Source organism: Polyangium jinanense, assembly GCF_028435365.1.
This window is the reverse complement of record NZ_JAGTJJ010000018.1, coordinates 88,212-103,774: the sequence shown is the minus strand read 5'-3', so window position 1 is coordinate 103,774 and position 15,563 is coordinate 88,212. Positions and strand designations below refer to the sequence as shown.

Here is a 15,563-nt window from a genome sequence, read left to right as displayed (position 1 = left end):
ATGTTATGGATGCTGCATGCGCCCCCCCGACGGCACATTTTTCCTTCCTGGCCCGGCTGGCCGCATCGAGGCCGTCCTCAAGCGCCACCCGAGCGCGAGGGCGGCGGCCGTGGTTTGCCATCCTCACCCGCAGTCCGGCGGCACCTTCTACAACAAGGTCGTTTCCCGGGCCACGCGCGCCCTCCACGCCGCGGGGGCCACGGTCCTGCGCTTCCATTTTCGGGGCGTCGAGGCGAGCGAGGGCCATTTCGACGACGGCGTGGGCGAGGTGGACGATACCCGCGCGGCGATCGATTTCCTCGCCCCCGAGCACCCCCGCCTCCTCGTCGCGGGCTACTCCTTCGGCGCCTGGGTCGGCCTGCGCGCCGGCGCGGCGGATCCGCGGGCCCGTGCGCTGATCGGCATCGGGATTCCCATCAACGTTTACGATTTTTCCTATCTCCACGAGACACGGAAGCCGCTGCTCCTGATCCAGGGCGATCGTGACGAATGGGGGGACATCGAAGCGGTCCGCACGCTCGCGCGCGAGCTTCCCGGCCCGGTCACGCTCGAGGTGATCCCGGGGGCAAACCATTCCCTCGCGGAGCACCTGGAGACGATGATGGAGAGGATCTCCGAACTCGTCGCGCGCACGTCAGGTTGATTCGAGCGAGCGTCCTTGCGAGAGCGCCTCGGCGACCGCGCGCCGCCTGAGCTTGCCGCTCGTGGTCTTCGGCAAGGTCCCGGGGGGCACGAACACCACGCGATCGACCCCGATTCCGCGCGAAAGCAGCGCGGCGCGCACCCGCTCGCCGAGCGCGTCGTGGGCGGTTGGATCGAGCTTCGTCTCCGCGATCACGTAGACGAGCTCGGTCTCGTCCGCCGCCGCGCGTACGCCGACGGCCACGACGCACCCGTTTCGCACGTCCTCGACCTCGGAGACGATCTCCTCGATCACCGAGGGGAGCAGGTTGTGCCCGCCCTTGATGATGAGGTCCTTTTTCCGCCCCGTGACGAAGAGCTCGCCCCGGTCGACATACCCGAGATCTCCCGTGCGCAGATAACCGTCCCGGAACACCGCCGCGGTCGCCGCCCGGTCGTCGAGGTATTCGTGCATCAAGGTCGGCGCGCGGACCTCGATCTCGCCCACGTGCCGCTCGGGCAAGGCCTCGCCGTTTTCGCCCGTGATACGCACGTCCGTCTGCGGAATCGGTTTCCCCACGCAGACGAGCTCGAGCGCGTGCGGGCCCGGCTCGATCGCGACGGCGCGTCCCGTCCGCTCGAGCGTTTCGCGATCCACCACCGCGAAGCGCGACGGCGCAAGGAGCTTCGGAAAGCTCACGGCGACGGTGGCCTCGGCGAGGCCATACACCGGGAAAAACGCCTCCGCGCGGAACCCCACGGGGCCGAATGCCTCGGCGAAGCGCCGCAAGAGCCCCGGTGAAATGGGCTCCGCGCCGATCATCGCGCATTCCCAGGGCCGAAGGTCGAGCCCCGCCTCCGCCGCGCGTCGCGCGAGCCGCAGGACGAGCGCATACGCCGAGGGAGGCGCCGCGCAGATCGTCGCCCGCAGCGAGGACATCGCCTCCAGCCAGGCGAGCGGCCGGGCCCGGAAATCCTGCGGTGCCAGCATGTTCGCGACAAACCCATTGTAGAACGGAAAGAGCAGCCCGCCGATGAGGCCCATGTCGTGGTGCAGCGGCAGCCACGAGACGGCCACCGATTCCGCGTGGCTCGGCAGCGCCTCGCTCATGCACGCCATGTGCAGCATCAGGCGCTCATGCCCGAGGACGACGCCGCGCGGATGTCCCGTGCTCCCGCTCGTGAGCTGGATCAACGCGGGGCCGGGCGCTGCGTCGGGATCGGGCGAAAACCCGTGCGGCGTGATCGACAGCTCCTCCGCGCAGAGGACCCGGACCGGTCCCGGCGCGCCGGCGAAGGCCGTGAGTGCGCGCGAGGTGACGAGCGCCCGCGCGGAGAGTTTTTCCGCGGTCTTGCGGAGCTGCTCCAGGAAGCTTTCGATGTGGGTCAGCCGGAACGGGAGTCCGATGGGAATGGGTACCGCCCCGAGTGACCAGATCCCGAAGAGCGTCGTGACCGCGGCCTTCACCTCGGGCACGAGCACGAGCACGCGGTCGCCGGGCCGCACGCCGGACTCGCGGAGCCCGGCCGCGACGCGCACCGCTTCCTCCCAGAATCGGAGCCAGGTCCACGCCTCGAATCCCGTATCCTCCTTGAATCGAATGGCGATCTCGTCGCTCCTCGATCCGGCGCGATGGCGCAGCAGCCCGGCGATGGTCCTCGTGTTCATCTCGCCCCCTTTTCATGCGCGGGTGGGACGATGGGGAACCACGCGGACTCGACCCGCGGCCGGCCTCGTGTCGCCAGGATCATGTATTCGAGCGCCGTCCGCCGCGCGAACGAGAGCTTGGCGACGGTCATGTACTGCTGCAGGAGCCGCGAGAAACCGGGGGAGATCGCCTCGATGCGGCGGCGGTTCTTGCGCACGTTGTCGATCCAGCGCTCCAGCGTGAGCGCGTACGAGCTCGTGAGGTCCTCGACGTGGCAGATGTCGAGCCCCGCGCGCTCGATGAAGGCGAGCTCCTCGCTCAGGTGGAGCAGGCGGCAATACCCGAGCGCCTCGACGAAGATGTAATCGGTCGCCGTGCTCTCGCGATCTCCGCGGTGCTCGGCAGGATAATAACAATCGGAGATGAGCAAGCGTCCGGAGGGGCGGAGGAGCCGTGCGACCGTGCGGTGGATCTCCTCGCGGTTGTGCATGTGGACGATGCTGCCGCTGAAGAGCACCACGTCGAACGAGGCGGGCTCGAGGGCGAGATCTTCGATGTGCTTGACGTCGATGTGCACGCGGTCCGCGACGCCGGCGAGGCGCGCGCGGCGGAGAGCCTCCTCGCGTTGCCGTTCACTCAGCGTGATCCCGAAGAATTCGCCCTGGGTATGCTCGGCGAGGTAGAGGAGATTGCTGCCCCATCCGCAGCCGACGTCGAGGACACGCTCGCCGGGCTGAATGTCGAGCTTGGCCTGGATGCGTGCGAATTTGCGCGCCTGGGCGGTCTCGAGGTCCTCGTCGGGGCTCACGAAGACGCCGGTCGCATACGCGAGGCGGCTATCGAGCACCATCGAGAAGATCTCGACGTCGTGTTGATAATGCTCGGCCACGACGCGGCGCTCGTGCTCGCGTTGCTCTGCGGGCGAACGCTCCATCGCCTCGCGCTCGGGGTGGGTATGCGCGGCGGGGATCATCGGACACCTCTGTTTGCCTGGGCGGAGACCTTTTGGGCGACGAGCGCGGCCACGTCGCCCACGGAGCGGATGTGCGGCTGCTCGGGCGTGGTGAAATCGGGCAGCGTGATGTCGAACGCCTCTTCGAGCGCGACGTTCAGCTTGATGAGCCCGAGGGAATCGATGCCGAGGCGCGCCTCGTCGAGCCGCGCGTCGAGCGCCACCTGCTCCACGGGGAGGCGGAGGGTGTCGGCGATGATACGGCGGACGTCATTGGCGATGGCGTCGGGAATGGAAAAATGGGTAGGCACGAGAAGCTCCTTGGTGCCGAAAGTTACGGGCCACGGCGCCTGGCAAAACGGAGGCCACGCGGTACGTTTCCGTATGGACGCTGGACGTAACGAGCACGTGCGCAGCCAATGCCCAATTCGCGCGGATCTTGCTCGCGCAGCATTGGCGCGGCCGTCTCGCCCAGGCGAAACATTGCCGGCACGGTGGACGTGTGTACGACGGCGACCCGAGCGTGAGCTTTCGTGGCGCGAGCGACGAGGGTATGGTGGCGCCTCCATGCGCCACCTCCTCTTTGCGGCGACCCTCGCCTCCTGCCTGCCCCTCCTCGGCTGCGCCGCCCGCTGCCCCGAGCCGAGCCATGCGCCCGTGCCGCAGGACGACGCCATCGTCATTGGTCAATCGTTCGTCATGGACTCGGCCGCGCTCGGCGAAAAGCGGCGGATCACGGTGTACTTGCCGCCGGGTTATGCGGAGAGCCGCGAGCGATATCCCGTGATGTACCTGCTCGACGGCGGCGCGGCGGAGGATTTTCATCACATCACCGGCATCGTCCAGGTCTCCGTGGCGAACGAGATCATGAGGCCGTTGATCGTCATCGGAATCGAAAATACCGAGCGAAGGCGCGACCTGACGGGCCCCACGGAGAACGAGAAGGACAAGACGATTGCGCCGCGCGTCGGCGGCTCGGCCAGGTTTCGCGCCTTCCTGAAGAACGAGCTCGTGCCGCGGATCGAGCGTGATTATCGGAGCAGCGGGGAGCGCGGGCTCATGGGGGAATCGCTGGCGGGGCTGTTCGTCCTGGAGACGTTTTTCGAGGATCCCGCGTTGTTCGGGACGTACCTCGCGGTGAGCCCGAGCCTTTGGTGGAACGATGGTTTCCTGCTCGCGCGGGCCGAGCCGCGCTTGAAGGTGCTATCGGCGCAGGGCAAGACGCTGTACCTGACGGTCGGCGGTGTCGAGGACAATACCGAGGAAACGGAGCGGATGGCGGGAATTCTACGCCAGCATGCACCTGCGGGGCTGATATGGCATTATGTGCCGTTTCCGGCGGAGGCGCACGGTACCGTGTACCATGTCGGCGCCGTGCATGCGTTGCGGCTGCTCTATGCGCGGAAGAAGACGGAAGCGGGGGGCGGAGGCTGAGCCGCGCGCCCTCGTCGCCTGCGTCCGGGCCGTGGAACCGGCACGCGTAGGTGTCTACGCGTCATCGGGTTCGTGCGCGGGCGCACGTGTAATGTACGTTGCGGGCGCGAGACGTCTCTTCCGGGCGTCGCCCCACGTCTCATCTATAGCATGCTCCGCCCAGCGCCTCGTCGTCGTGTGTGCCCGCGGTAACGGCGTGCTGCATCGCGTCGATTTCGTGCTGCTGGCGCACCGGGTGAGGGGTCGTTTGAGCGCGTATCGATTTCCAGATTGGCGCTTGACCTTTACCTTGACACTGAGGTATACACGAGCCGCCTATCGAGTGCGCATCCCATGATTTGGAAGATGCCCACTCTCGGTTGTCCATCGTTCCATTTTCCTGGCGACCAGTCGGGTCGTTCTTCCTGAGGTGTGCACATGAATAAGCTCGGTCTCTTCGGTGCCGCTGCCCTCGCGACGGCTTTCTGCTTCTCCTCTGACGCGCGCGCCGTGGGCGACGGCGACGTTTCGGGCGCGGCGTTGGACCTGGTGACCGCGTATGTGAACAATGGCACCACCACGGGCAACGGCGGCAGCTTCGTCACGAAGGCGGTCAAGGACGCACTCGGCTGGACGAGCAGCCAGTGGCTGTACTACTTCGGCACCTCGACCCTGAGCGCCGCGAAGTGGTACGAGCAAATCGTCCCGCCGGGCGGTGCTGCGCCCACGAACTTCGTCGAGGTCGACAACATCGGCGACGTCGACGCGGGCCAGATCTTCGCGATCAACGCCACCGGGTCGTACACCGGCCACGCCGCCGTGATCATCGGCGAGCCGATCGACATCACGCCGCCGAACGCGTTCTACACGCCGTACATCACGGGGACGAAGCAGTGGGCCGTGCCGATTGCCGACTCCACGGGCAGCGAGCACGGCCAGAATGCCTCGTACCCCGACAGCCGCCGGTCCGCCAGCGGCTTCACGGCCAACGTCCCCGGCACGGCCTACATTCGGCTCTACTCGGACGCCACGACGGGCGAGATCCTGTCCTACGGCTGGAGCGTGACCGCGACGAACGACCTCAACGTCTACGATCAGAGCGAGCGTCCGTTCGCCATCGGCGAGCTCACGGTCAGCCCCTGAACGAATTCCATCCACGCGCCCAGCCGCGTGGCTCAACGCTCCCAGGGCGCGCCCGGCAGGACGCGCCCTCCTGGGAGCGTTTTCATTCGATCCCATCCAGCCAAAGCTCGCCACGAGCCTGCCAAGCGCACCACGCGTGCGAGCGGGACGTGCGCGCGTCCGGCAGGCGCTTTCGCTCCGATGGCGGATGAAATAGAACGCCCCTCCCACAACCACCATAGCCTTCGCGTTGATATCGGTGTATAGACGAAGGTCTATCGAGTGCGCATATTTCGACTTCCTGATGCCCACTCGTCGGTTGACCATCGTTCGTCTTTCCTGACGACCACCACGGTCGTTCCTCCTGAGGTGTGAACATGAATAAGCTCGGTCTTTTGGGTGCTGCTGCGGTCGCGACGGCTCTCTGCTTCCCCTCGGACGCGCAGGCCGATCCCGTGCTCAACGCCTCCATCGACGCCCATGCACAGGCCCTCATCGGCACGAGCACGGGCAACGGCGGCAGCTTCGTCACCAAGGCGGTCAAGAACGCTCTCGCCTGGACGAGCAGCCAGTGGCTGTACTGCTTCGACGTCTCGACCCTGAGCGCCGCGCAGTGGTACGAGCAAATCGTCCCGGTGGATGGTAGCGCGCCCACGAACTTCGTCGAAATCACGAACATCGCGGACGTCGACGCGGGCCACATCTTCGCGATCAACGCCACCGGGTCGTACGCCGGCCATGCCGCCGTGATCATCGGCGAGCCGATTGACATCACGCCGCCGGCCGGGTTCTACACGCCGTACCGCACGGGGCAGAAGCAGTGGGCGCTGCCGATCGTCGACTCGACGAGCACCGAGCACGGCCAGAATACGGCGTACCCCGACAGCCGCCGCGTCGCCGGCGTCTTCACGCCGAGCATCGTCGGCACGGCCTACCTGCGGCTTTACTCGGACGAGGCGACGGGCGAAATCCTGTCCTACGGCTGGAGCGTGACCTCGACCACCGAAGCGAATGTCTTCGATCAAAGCGAGCGGCCGTTCGCCATCGGCGAGCTCGACATCACCGCCTGCCTCTGATCACGAGCCGCCGCGCCGGGCGCTGCCCCGGGCCCCGCGGAGGCCTGAGCATTGGTCTCATCTGGAAGCCGCTTCGCTGGGGCTTTGCCTCAGACCCCACCGGGGCTATCCGCCCCTGGACCCGGGGCCTGCGCAAGCGCTGGACTCGGGGTCGATGAACTGCGCGAGGCGCAGTTCATCGAACGAGCCGGGTCAAGACCAACGACGATCCTGCCAACCAAGACAGCAGCGCTGACGGTTCAACGGGCAACATGCCCGTCGCCAGCGTGCAACGCACCTTCCTGGTCTTGCCACCGGCCTGTGGGAAGAACTGCGCATCGCGCAGTTCTTCCCCAAATGGTCCAGGGCTTGCCCTGGTTCGGGTCGAGGGGCGAACAGCCCCCGCGGGGCCCGGGGCAGCGCCCCGGCGCGACGCCTCGCGATGAGACCAATGCTCAGTGCCTGGCCAAGCTCGCCACGAGCCCGGCCGAGCGCACCACCCGTTCGAGAGGGTCGTGATCCACGATCTCGGGTGCGGTCGCCATGCGCTCGGGACGCTCTCCGCGCACGTGCGCCGCGGCGTCACGCAGCACCGCCGCGACATAGGCGTCGACCCGCGTGAGCTCGTCCGCTTGGGGCGGCACTTCCTTCACCAACATATCGGTCGCCGTGAGCGCCGAGCCGAGCCGCCGCGCGTACGTCACGAGGAGCATTGCGTCCGCCGCGGCTTTCTTGTCGCCCAGGGGCTCCGCGAGCAGGCGCTCCAGCGAGACTTCCGCTTCGCCGAGCGCCACGCCCGCCGACCGCCGCGCCGCCGCCACGCGTTCTTCCGCGCCCGGCGCTCCTCGGTTCGTCGCTGACGTCAGCACCTCGTGCGCGTAGGTCGAGACGGCGCGGAGCATCGACGCGAGCGCGTCTGGCAGACGTTTTCGCTCGGACGAGGGCAAGAAGATCGTGCCGGCCACGACCGCGATGACGCCTCCGAGGGCCACGGCGGCCACGCGCTCCGCGGCGGTCTCCCAATCGCCGAGGTGCCGCTCCGCGAGCAGGACGAACACAGGCGTGAGGAACACCGTGAAGAGTCCGCGGCTCTGCGGCTGCGTCGCGACGGCGGCCACGAGCAGCGGAACCATGAGCGTGGTGAGGACGATCGGCGATCGAACGGTGAGCGTGATGGCGGCTGCGAGCATGCAGCCGAGCACCGTCCCCACGACACGCTCGAGGGCGCGCTCGATCGTGGCGCCGATATGAGGTTGCAGGATGACGAGGGTCGTCAGGGTGACCCAGTTGGAATGGCTTGGGAGCGCGAGGGAGCCCGCGAGGGACGCCACGGCGACGGCGCACGCGGATCGAAGGGCGTGATGCAAAAGGACCGATTGCGGCCAGAGCGCATCGCGTATCGCGCGGAGGCCCGTGCGGAGCTCCCCCAGGGGCGCGCGCTCGTCCGCGCGTGGCGGCAGCGGTGCGTATTCGAGCGCGCGCGTCCCGAGCGGCTCGTCGATGTGCTTCGTCAGCTCGAGCGCGGCGCGCGCCTCGGACGCGAGGTGCGCGGCGAGCGCGCCTGCCCTTGACGTCGTCGCGTCGGCCGCAGGCGGCCGCGGGGCGGGTCGCTCCTTCGGGCGTGATCGGAGCGCGCGTGCCCCGAGGATACGATGGATCTCGGCATAGGCGGACGTGATCTCCCCGAGACGCATGGCTGGCTCGGCGCGCGCCCCCTTCGGGAGGCCTTCGAGCTCTTCCACGAGCGTGGTGAGCCGCGGGAACTGCGCCTCCGCCGCTCCGAGCAAGAGGCTCGTATTGCGGCCGAGCCGCGTGTCTCCCTCGCGCCGCGCGCGCATCGCGAGGGCCATTTCCCGCGCGGCTTCGAGCGCGTCGCGGATGCGCCGGTGGTGTCGCCGGAGGAGCGCGCCCCAGGACGGATCGTCGCGCGGGATTTCGAGCATCGCCGCGCTCCCGGCCGCGGACGCGTAGGCGGCGAGCTCCTCGTACACACGCGCGAGCGAGCGGCGTACGGGGAGGTGCGTCCAGATGGGCCATACCACCGAGGAGATCAGGACGGCGAGCGTCGCGCCCAGACCGAAATACAGGGCGTCGCGCAGCGGCACCGGCGACAGGTGCCCGGCTGCGATGGCCGCGGCGAGCGCGACCATCAGCCCGGCGAGCGAGGCCGTGGGCCCCGCGGCGCGTACGAGCCCCGCGGCGAACGCGATTCCCGCGAGCGCGAGCGTCGACAGCACGGGGGAGCCCGCGCAGGCCTCCGTGAGCCAGACGGCTGCGGCCCCGGCGATCGCGAATGCGACGAGGGCCTTCGCGCGGGTCGCGCGCGAGCCGCCCGGGTCGGCCAGGGTGCCGAGCCAGCCGCCCAGCGCCGTCCACGTGAGCTCCGGGTGCGCGTACGTCGACGCGAGATAAAACGCGGGCAGCACCAGGAGCGCCGCGCGAAACCCGCGCGCGATGTCAGGCACCGCCAGCGTGATCGGACCCGACGAGCCGAGAAGAGCACGAAGCCGCATCGCGTGGGGTACGGAAGGGTAGCGCGGGCCGCGCGTCGCCGCGAACCGCTTTCGTCTACGAACGGGCTGTCCCGCCGCGAACGGTCACGGATGGGTATACACGACCGTCCCGCCCCGCAGTGAGAGCCCCGCGTGCCACGTCGCGGGCACCTCCGGGGTTGTCCAGCCGAACAGCCACGCGGCGTCCCTCGGCGCGAGGTTCACGCAGCCGTGGCTCCGGGGCGTCCCGAAATCGTCGTGCCAGTAGGCCGCGTGGAGCGCGTAGCCCTCGTTGAAGTACTGCACGAACGGCACGTCGCGCAGGTCGAACTCGTCGCCCACCTCGTCGCCGTCCATCGTCACGCTCACGTGCTTCGTGTGGATGCGGAAGACGCCCTGGATCGTCGAATGCGTCTTTTTCGGATCGCCGAGCCCGTCCGCGCCCGTGCTCACGAGCGTCACGTAGACTGGCTTCGTCCCCTCGTAGGCCACGAGGCTTTGCTTCAGGATCGAAACATCGATCCATTTCTGCCCCGCGAGCGCCCAGCCCGGCGGTCGCGTCATCGGATCGATCCGCACCACCTGATCCTCGCGCACCCATGATCCGTCGCGTGCTTCGAGGTAGGTCGCGCCGCCCGAGCGCATCGATTTTCCCGTGAGCGGCACGGCTTCGCGATGGCCGAGCTTCGTGGCGCCTCCGAGACCGCCGATCGCCGAGGTGTATCGCATGGCGTGCCGGCTCTTCACGAAGGCCACCGGCAGGGTCACCTCGTCGAGGGGCAAACCCTGGAACGGGGACGTCCGGACAACCCGCGTGCGATCGAGCGGAAGGACGGCGAGCTCCGTCGTCAGGCCATAACGACGGTCCTCGTGATCGAACGTCGACAGCAAGGCAAACCCCGACCGGGCCTTGGCGCGCCCCACGACGAGTGTATCGGCGCCGCGGGACACGCCGGCGAGCGGCGGCGCCGCGAGGCCGTAGAGCAGGGCGCCCGGCGTGGGATCGGGCGGCGGGGGCGGGACGAATTGCGCATCGAGCGCCGTCTGCGCGACCTTGCGCAGATGGCCCGCGAGATCCGGCTCGACGACGCGCAGCTCGGCGTCGGTCGGCAGGCGCGCGTAAAGATGCGGTGCCGGGTTTCGCGACATCACGTACGTGTAGGGCAAACCGTCGCGCGACGGCCGCACCGCGGCGGCTTCCACCACGGGGTGATGAATGTCGAGCGTCGCGTTCGTCCCGACACACACGTAGCCACGCGGTTTGATGTGGTACCAGCCGCCTTCGCAATTCGCGCGGCTCTTGGGTTTTTCGTCGCGTTCTACGATCGCGCCGGCCCGCAGATACCCGATGCGGCGGCTCCGCCAGCGGGGCTCGGCGTAGATCCAGGTTTCTTTCGCGATGCTCGCGAGCTCGAAGACTTCAGCCGCGGGCTTCTTCGGCGGCTCTTTCACCGGTTCGATCGGCTCTTCCGGCTCCTCGGGCACGGCGGGCGCTTCGGGTTCGGTGAGCGCGAGATCCGCGGGCGCGGCCGGATCCGGCGGCAGATCCGGCGTATCCACGGTCGCCTCGGTCGGCGCTGCGGGTACCGGCGCGGGCGCGGCCGGCGGCGGGGCAGGGGGCGGCGCGGGCGCGGGCGCCTGTGCGGCGAGGGCGGGCAGCGGCGCGGGTTTCGGGAGAGAATCCGGCGCGGGAGAGGCCAATTCCTGGCCCACGCTCGGCTCCAGCAACGGACAACCCGTCGCGAGGCTCGCGATGGCCACGGTGGCGAGGAACGATGAGGCCCGCATGAACGGCCCGCTAACAGGCCTCGGATGCGCGGGCCAAGTTCCTGCCGGATGGACAGGCGCGCCGCCGGAGTGGTACCGTCGTGGCATGGCTTATCGAACGATCCGATCGCTCGGCATTTCCTATGGTGTAGGCCTCGCGGCGGCCCTCGCGCTCGTCGTCGGATGCGGCGGCGGCAGCAGCGGCGGAGACGGCGACGGAGGCAGCGGCGGCAGCGGCAACGGCGGCAGCGGGAGCGGCGGCAGCGGCAGCGGCAACGGCAATGGCGGCTCGGGCGCGGGCAGCACCGGCTCCGGGTTCGGCGCCTGTGACAATGCGCCGACCTTCGAGGGCGAAGGCACCTATTACGCCGCGAACGGCTCCGGCGCGTGCAGCTTCGACGCCTCCTCGGATTCTCCGCTGCTCGTCGGGGCCATGAACGCCGAGGATTACGCCAATTCGGGCGTCTGCGGCGCGTGCGCGCAGGTGAAGGGGCCGAACGGCGAGGTCACGGTGCGTATCGTCGATCTTTGCCCCGAGTGCGTGCACGGCGACATCGACCTCTCGCCCGACGCGTTTGCGATGCTCGCGCCGCTCGAAGACGGCCGGATCGCGATCTCCTGGCAATTCGTCCCCTGCGACGCTCCCGGGCCGATCGTCTACCATTTCAAGGAAGGCTCGAACCAGTGGTGGACCGCGGTGCAGATCCGCAACCACCGGAACGCGATTGCCAAGTTCGAGTGGAAGGGCGACGACGGCGCCTGGCACGAGGTCCAGCGGCTCGACTACAACTATTTCGTCGAGGACAAGGGCATGGGCCCGGGGCCGTACACGGTCCGCGTGACCGACGTCTACGGCAGCGTGCTCGAAGACAGCGGGATCCCCTTCGTCGAGGCCGGCGATTCGCCCGGACAGGGGCAGTTCCCCGCCTGCGGGATGTAAAACGACATGCAAAGAGCCGAGCTTCCGCCCTGGTGGGCGCGGACCACCGTCTATCAGATTTATCCCCGCTCGTTCCTCGACACGAATGGCGACGGAATCGGGGATCTGCCGGGGATCGTGCGGAAGCTCGACTATCTCCGCGATCTCGGCGTCGAGACGCTCTGGATCTGTCCGTTTTATGGAAGCCCCCAGCAGGACCTCGGCTACGACGTCTCCGATTACGACGCCGTCGCCCCCGAGTACGGCACACGAGACGACGTGCGGCGTTTGCTCGACGAGGCGCACGCGCGCGGGATGCGTATCATTGCGGACATGGTCCTGAACCATACCTCGATCGAGCACCCCTGGTTCCGCGAATCCCGTTCCAGCCGAACGAACCCGAAACGAAACTGGTATCTCTGGCGGCCCGGCAAAAAGCCCGGCGGCAAGGCGCCCCCGAACAACTGGCGCTCCCTCGTCGGGCCGCGCGGCTGGCACTGGGACGAACGAACGCAGGAATGGTACTGGGCGAGCTTCTTGCCGTTCCAGCCCGACCTCGATTATCGCAACCCCGAAGTCCAGGAGGCCATGCTGGGCGTCGTGCGGCGGTGGCTCGCGTTCGGCTTCGATGGCCTGCGGCTCGATATCTTCCACGCGCTCTTCAAGGACGAAAGTTTCGAGGACAACCCCTTCTCGACGCGCCTCCTCCCGACCGAGGACGATCCGGACGGGTTCTTGCAATCCTATCGGCGCACGCTCCACCATCCGGAGACCATCGCCTTCGCGCGCACGCTCCGGCGCGTGGCCGATGAATTCCAGGATCCGCCGCGATTCCTGGTCGGCGAGGTCTTCGGGCAGCCGAGCACGCTGCGCAGCTATTGCGCCGGAGCGGACTCCCCGACCGTCGACAGCGGCGACGGCCTGCACAGCGTCTTTCTGTTCAAGGCCATGCGCGCGCCGTTCACGGCCGCCGGATTCCGTGAGCTCGTCCTCGAATTCGAGCGCGAGATGCCGGCGCCGCTCGTGCCTACGTGGGTCTTCGGCAACCACGATCGCTCCCGGCGCGGCGAGCGGCTCGGATACCACCCCGAGCGCGAAAAGCTCAGCGCCGCCGTGCAGCTCACGGCCCGCGGCATTCCTTTCGTCTATTACGGCGAGGAGATCGGCATGCGGGACCTCGATCTGCCGCTTGCCACTGCGAAGGATCCGCTCGCGCGGATGTACCGGTTCCTCCCGGACGTCGTCGCGCGCAAGCTCCACGCTGCCGGTGTCCTCTTGAACCGCGACGCCTGTCGCACGCCGATGCAATGGTCCGCCTCTCCAAACGCGGGTTTTACCGCACCCGGCGTCGTGCCGTGGCTGCCGATCCACGCCGCTTCGGAGACCACCAACGTCGAGGCGGAGGAGCGTGATCCCGCCTCGATCCTGCATTGCTACAGGCGCCTGCTCCGGCTTCGGAAAACCCGCCCGGCGCTCCAGGCCGGCGCGCTCGGTCTCTACCCCGCGCATGCGCTCCCGCCGGAGGTCCTCGCCTATCGCCGGTCGTTCGGCGACGACGTCGTCGACGTCCTCCTGCATTTCGACGATGCCACGCGTCGCGTGCGGATCCCGGGGGATTGCGGCGTCGCCCTGGCCTCCACGTACCCCGAGCCGCTCCCAATTCGTGAGGGCGAGGCCGTGCTGCGTCCTTATGAGGCGCTCGTGCTCGGCCGCTGAGTCCGCGGTCGACGGACCGTCCGATTCATGCCCCGGACACGAAATCCCTACCACATTCTCCGGTGCGTCGCTACCATCACCGACCGCAAGGAGCACTTATGCGAACCTACAGCTTATTCTCTCTCGGCACCCTCTTGGCCCTCACGGCGACGGCGGCTTGCGGCGGTGGCGGTGGCGGAAACGGCGGTAATGGCGGAAGCGGTGGCAATGGCGGAAGCGGTGGCAATGGCGGCACCGGCGGCGATGGCGTGACGGGTACCGCGGTGGACCTTTACCGGCCGACCACCGGCGACGTCACCCTGCCCAGCAAGTCCTGGACGAAAATCGAGGCCCTCGTCGATCAAGGCGGGACGCTGCAATCCTACCCGGGCACGATCGACGCCCAGGGCAACATCAGCATCCCCGGCGTCCCCATGGGGACGTATCTCCTCGCCCTCGAGGGCAAGCCTTCGTCCCAGTTCCCGAACGCGCCGCCGGTTCGGTGGTTTGTCGCGACCGACGCGCGGACGCTCGATATCGGCTATCTCTACAGCGGACGGCCCGATCCCGCGCCGATGTCGCAGCCGACGTACATCTCGATCGACGCGACCCTCGGCGTGCCCTTGCAGGTGTCCACGGTCGACGACATGGGCAACATCCAGGGGCTCGACGACGAGATCCTGATCTATTCGCAAAACGGCACGGCCCTCGCCTATGTTGCCGCCCCGGCGAGCCCCCCGGAGGACAATCCCCCCGCGAATGGAGCCACCCAGCTCTCCACCTGGAAAATCAATGCGCAGGACACGTTCGTCCAGTTCTTCACCGACCCAACGCTCATCGACGGGAGCAAAGGGGACGAGGTCACGGTCCTGCACAACGTGACGAAGCAGGTCGGTACGCCGACGGAGGACGGCAATCCGTGGAACGGCTACACGTACGGTGCCACGGCGGAGAGCATGGAGGCCATGCCGTTCACCATGACGAACGGGGGCACGAGCGTTGCAAAAGGCACCTTCTCGCCGGCCCCGCAGAAGAGCTTCGATCTGGACTACAAGGGCTCGGCCTGGAACGCCCTGCTTCCGAACACCCCGCTCACCCTCCATGCCGTCGGCTTCAGCGTCGACCACGAGCCCAGCGTGCCCGAGCCCGCAATCGGCACATTCGCCACGCTGCTCGGTCTCAGCGTGATCCATGGGACGGTCTATTCGAACCCGGACCCGGCCTGCCACGGCAACCTCTGCGATCCAGCCGCATGCCCGAGCGGCTGCGACGCGGGGACCATGGTTCTCGCCGGCGACCACGCGCATACCTATTCGTATGGGGACCCGTTCACGGACGGGCAAACGTTCGGCGGTGTGACCATCACGTTCTCGAAGAGCGTCCGAACGCTCCTGCCCGAGAACACGTCGGAGTCACTCCGCGGCAATTTTACCGTTTCCGCGCCGGTGGAGGAGATCACGGGCAAGCCGCTCACGCCGACCCTCGGCCTCCCGCAGAACATCAAGGTCGCCGGCAAGGATACGCCCTACGATCAGGTGACGACGGGCGTGGGGACGACGCCGGAAATCACGTGGACCGCGCCGTCGCTCGGCACCCCCACGCGATATCGCGTCACCGTCGTCGATACGACGGATCTCACGGACGCGGACGGCGTCCTTTCAACCCGCCGCAACGTCGCGCACGTGTACGTCAAGAGCCCGAACGTTACCCTCCCGGAGGGTATCCTGCAGGCCGGGAAATTCTATTTCATCCAGGTCATGGCCACCGTGCGGGACAACGACGATTTCGCGGCCCCGTTCAAGAACGCCCAGCGAAACACGGGCGCCACGATGTTCACGGGGCTCGTGACGCCCTGATCTCCCTGCACCCCGCCGTCGG

At 68.1% G+C, this 15,563-nt stretch carries 12 protein-coding genes; 7 read left to right on the top strand and 5 right to left on the bottom strand.

Translation table 11 applies throughout. The features are described from left to right. The first annotated feature begins 16 nt into the window (after window positions 1-16). Entirely contained in the window at window positions 17-643 is a 627-nt protein-coding gene (locus tag KEG57_RS26780; protein ID WP_272425338.1) for an alpha/beta hydrolase, read from the top strand. Here the strand turns inward: KEG57_RS26780 and KEG57_RS26775 are convergent. Genes KEG57_RS26775 through KEG57_RS55725 form a run of 3 tightly spaced genes read right to left on the bottom strand, consistent with a single transcriptional unit; the run spans window position 635 to window position 3,533 of the window. After that, window positions 635-2,290, bottom strand: coding sequence for an AMP-binding protein (locus KEG57_RS26775; protein ID WP_272425339.1), 1,656 nt, complete (start codon window positions 2,288-2,290; stop codon window positions 635-637). The two genes, KEG57_RS26780 and KEG57_RS26775, sit on opposite strands and share 9 nt — an antisense overlap. Continuing rightward, entirely contained in the window at window positions 2,287-3,243 is a 957-nt protein-coding gene (locus tag KEG57_RS26770; protein WP_272425340.1) for an SAM-dependent methyltransferase, read from the bottom strand. Before KEG57_RS26770 ends, KEG57_RS26775 begins: the two co-directional genes overlap by 4 nt. Then, window positions 3,240-3,533, bottom strand: coding sequence for an acyl carrier protein (locus tag KEG57_RS55725; RefSeq protein ID WP_272425341.1), 294 nt, complete (start codon window positions 3,531-3,533; stop codon window positions 3,240-3,242). The genes KEG57_RS26770 and KEG57_RS55725 overlap by 4 nt, the downstream gene beginning before the upstream one ends. Before the next feature lie 256 nt (window positions 3,534-3,789). Here KEG57_RS55725 and KEG57_RS26760 point away from each other — a divergent pair, with 256 nt between their 5' ends. The 3 genes from KEG57_RS26760 (at window position 3,790) to KEG57_RS26750 (ending at window position 6,833) form a co-directional block, all read left to right on the top strand. Continuing rightward, window positions 3,790-4,656 (top strand): alpha/beta hydrolase, encoded by an 867-nt coding sequence (locus KEG57_RS26760; RefSeq protein WP_272425342.1) that lies wholly within the window; start codon window positions 3,790-3,792, stop codon window positions 4,654-4,656. A gap of 417 nt (window positions 4,657-5,073) precedes the next feature. Then, window positions 5,074-5,778, top strand: coding sequence for a hypothetical protein (locus tag KEG57_RS26755; RefSeq protein WP_272425343.1), 705 nt, complete (start codon window positions 5,074-5,076; stop codon window positions 5,776-5,778). Between the two features lie 356 nt (window positions 5,779-6,134). Beyond that, a complete protein-coding gene (locus KEG57_RS26750) occupies window positions 6,135-6,833 on the top strand; it encodes a hypothetical protein (RefSeq protein ID WP_272425344.1) in 699 nt (232 codons plus the stop codon). 434 nt (window positions 6,834-7,267) lie between these two features. Here KEG57_RS26750 and KEG57_RS26745 read toward each other — a convergent pair whose 3' ends face one another. Together KEG57_RS26745 and KEG57_RS26740 are read right to left on the bottom strand one after the other, a co-directional pair. Beyond that, a complete protein-coding gene (locus KEG57_RS26745) occupies window positions 7,268-9,325 on the bottom strand; it encodes an FUSC family protein (protein WP_272425345.1) in 2,058 nt (685 codons plus the stop codon). A gap of 84 nt (window positions 9,326-9,409) precedes the next feature. After that, window positions 9,410-11,092, bottom strand: a complete 1,683-nt coding sequence (locus KEG57_RS26740; RefSeq protein WP_272425346.1) for a L,D-transpeptidase — start codon at window positions 11,090-11,092, stop codon at window positions 9,410-9,412. An 85-nt stretch (window positions 11,093-11,177) separates the two neighbouring features. On the opposite strand from KEG57_RS26740, the gene KEG57_RS26735 reads away from it, so the two are divergent. The 3 genes from KEG57_RS26735 (at window position 11,178) to KEG57_RS26725 (ending at window position 15,541) form a co-directional block, all read left to right on the top strand. Next, complete coding sequence (locus tag KEG57_RS26735; protein WP_272425347.1) at window positions 11,178-12,011, top strand: expansin EXLX1 family cellulose-binding protein; 834 nt, start codon at window positions 11,178-11,180, stop codon at window positions 12,009-12,011. Window positions 12,012-12,017: 6 nt separating this feature from the next. Then, window positions 12,018-13,706 carry an alpha-amylase family glycosyl hydrolase gene (locus KEG57_RS26730; protein WP_272425348.1) on the top strand — a complete coding sequence of 563 codons (1,689 nt, stop codon included), beginning with the start codon at window positions 12,018-12,020 and terminating at the stop codon, window positions 13,704-13,706. 98 nt (window positions 13,707-13,804) lie between these two features. Next, complete coding sequence (locus KEG57_RS26725; protein WP_272425349.1) at window positions 13,805-15,541, top strand: hypothetical protein; 1,737 nt, start codon at window positions 13,805-13,807, stop codon at window positions 15,539-15,541. The last annotated feature ends 22 nt before the right edge of the window (window positions 15,542-15,563 follow it).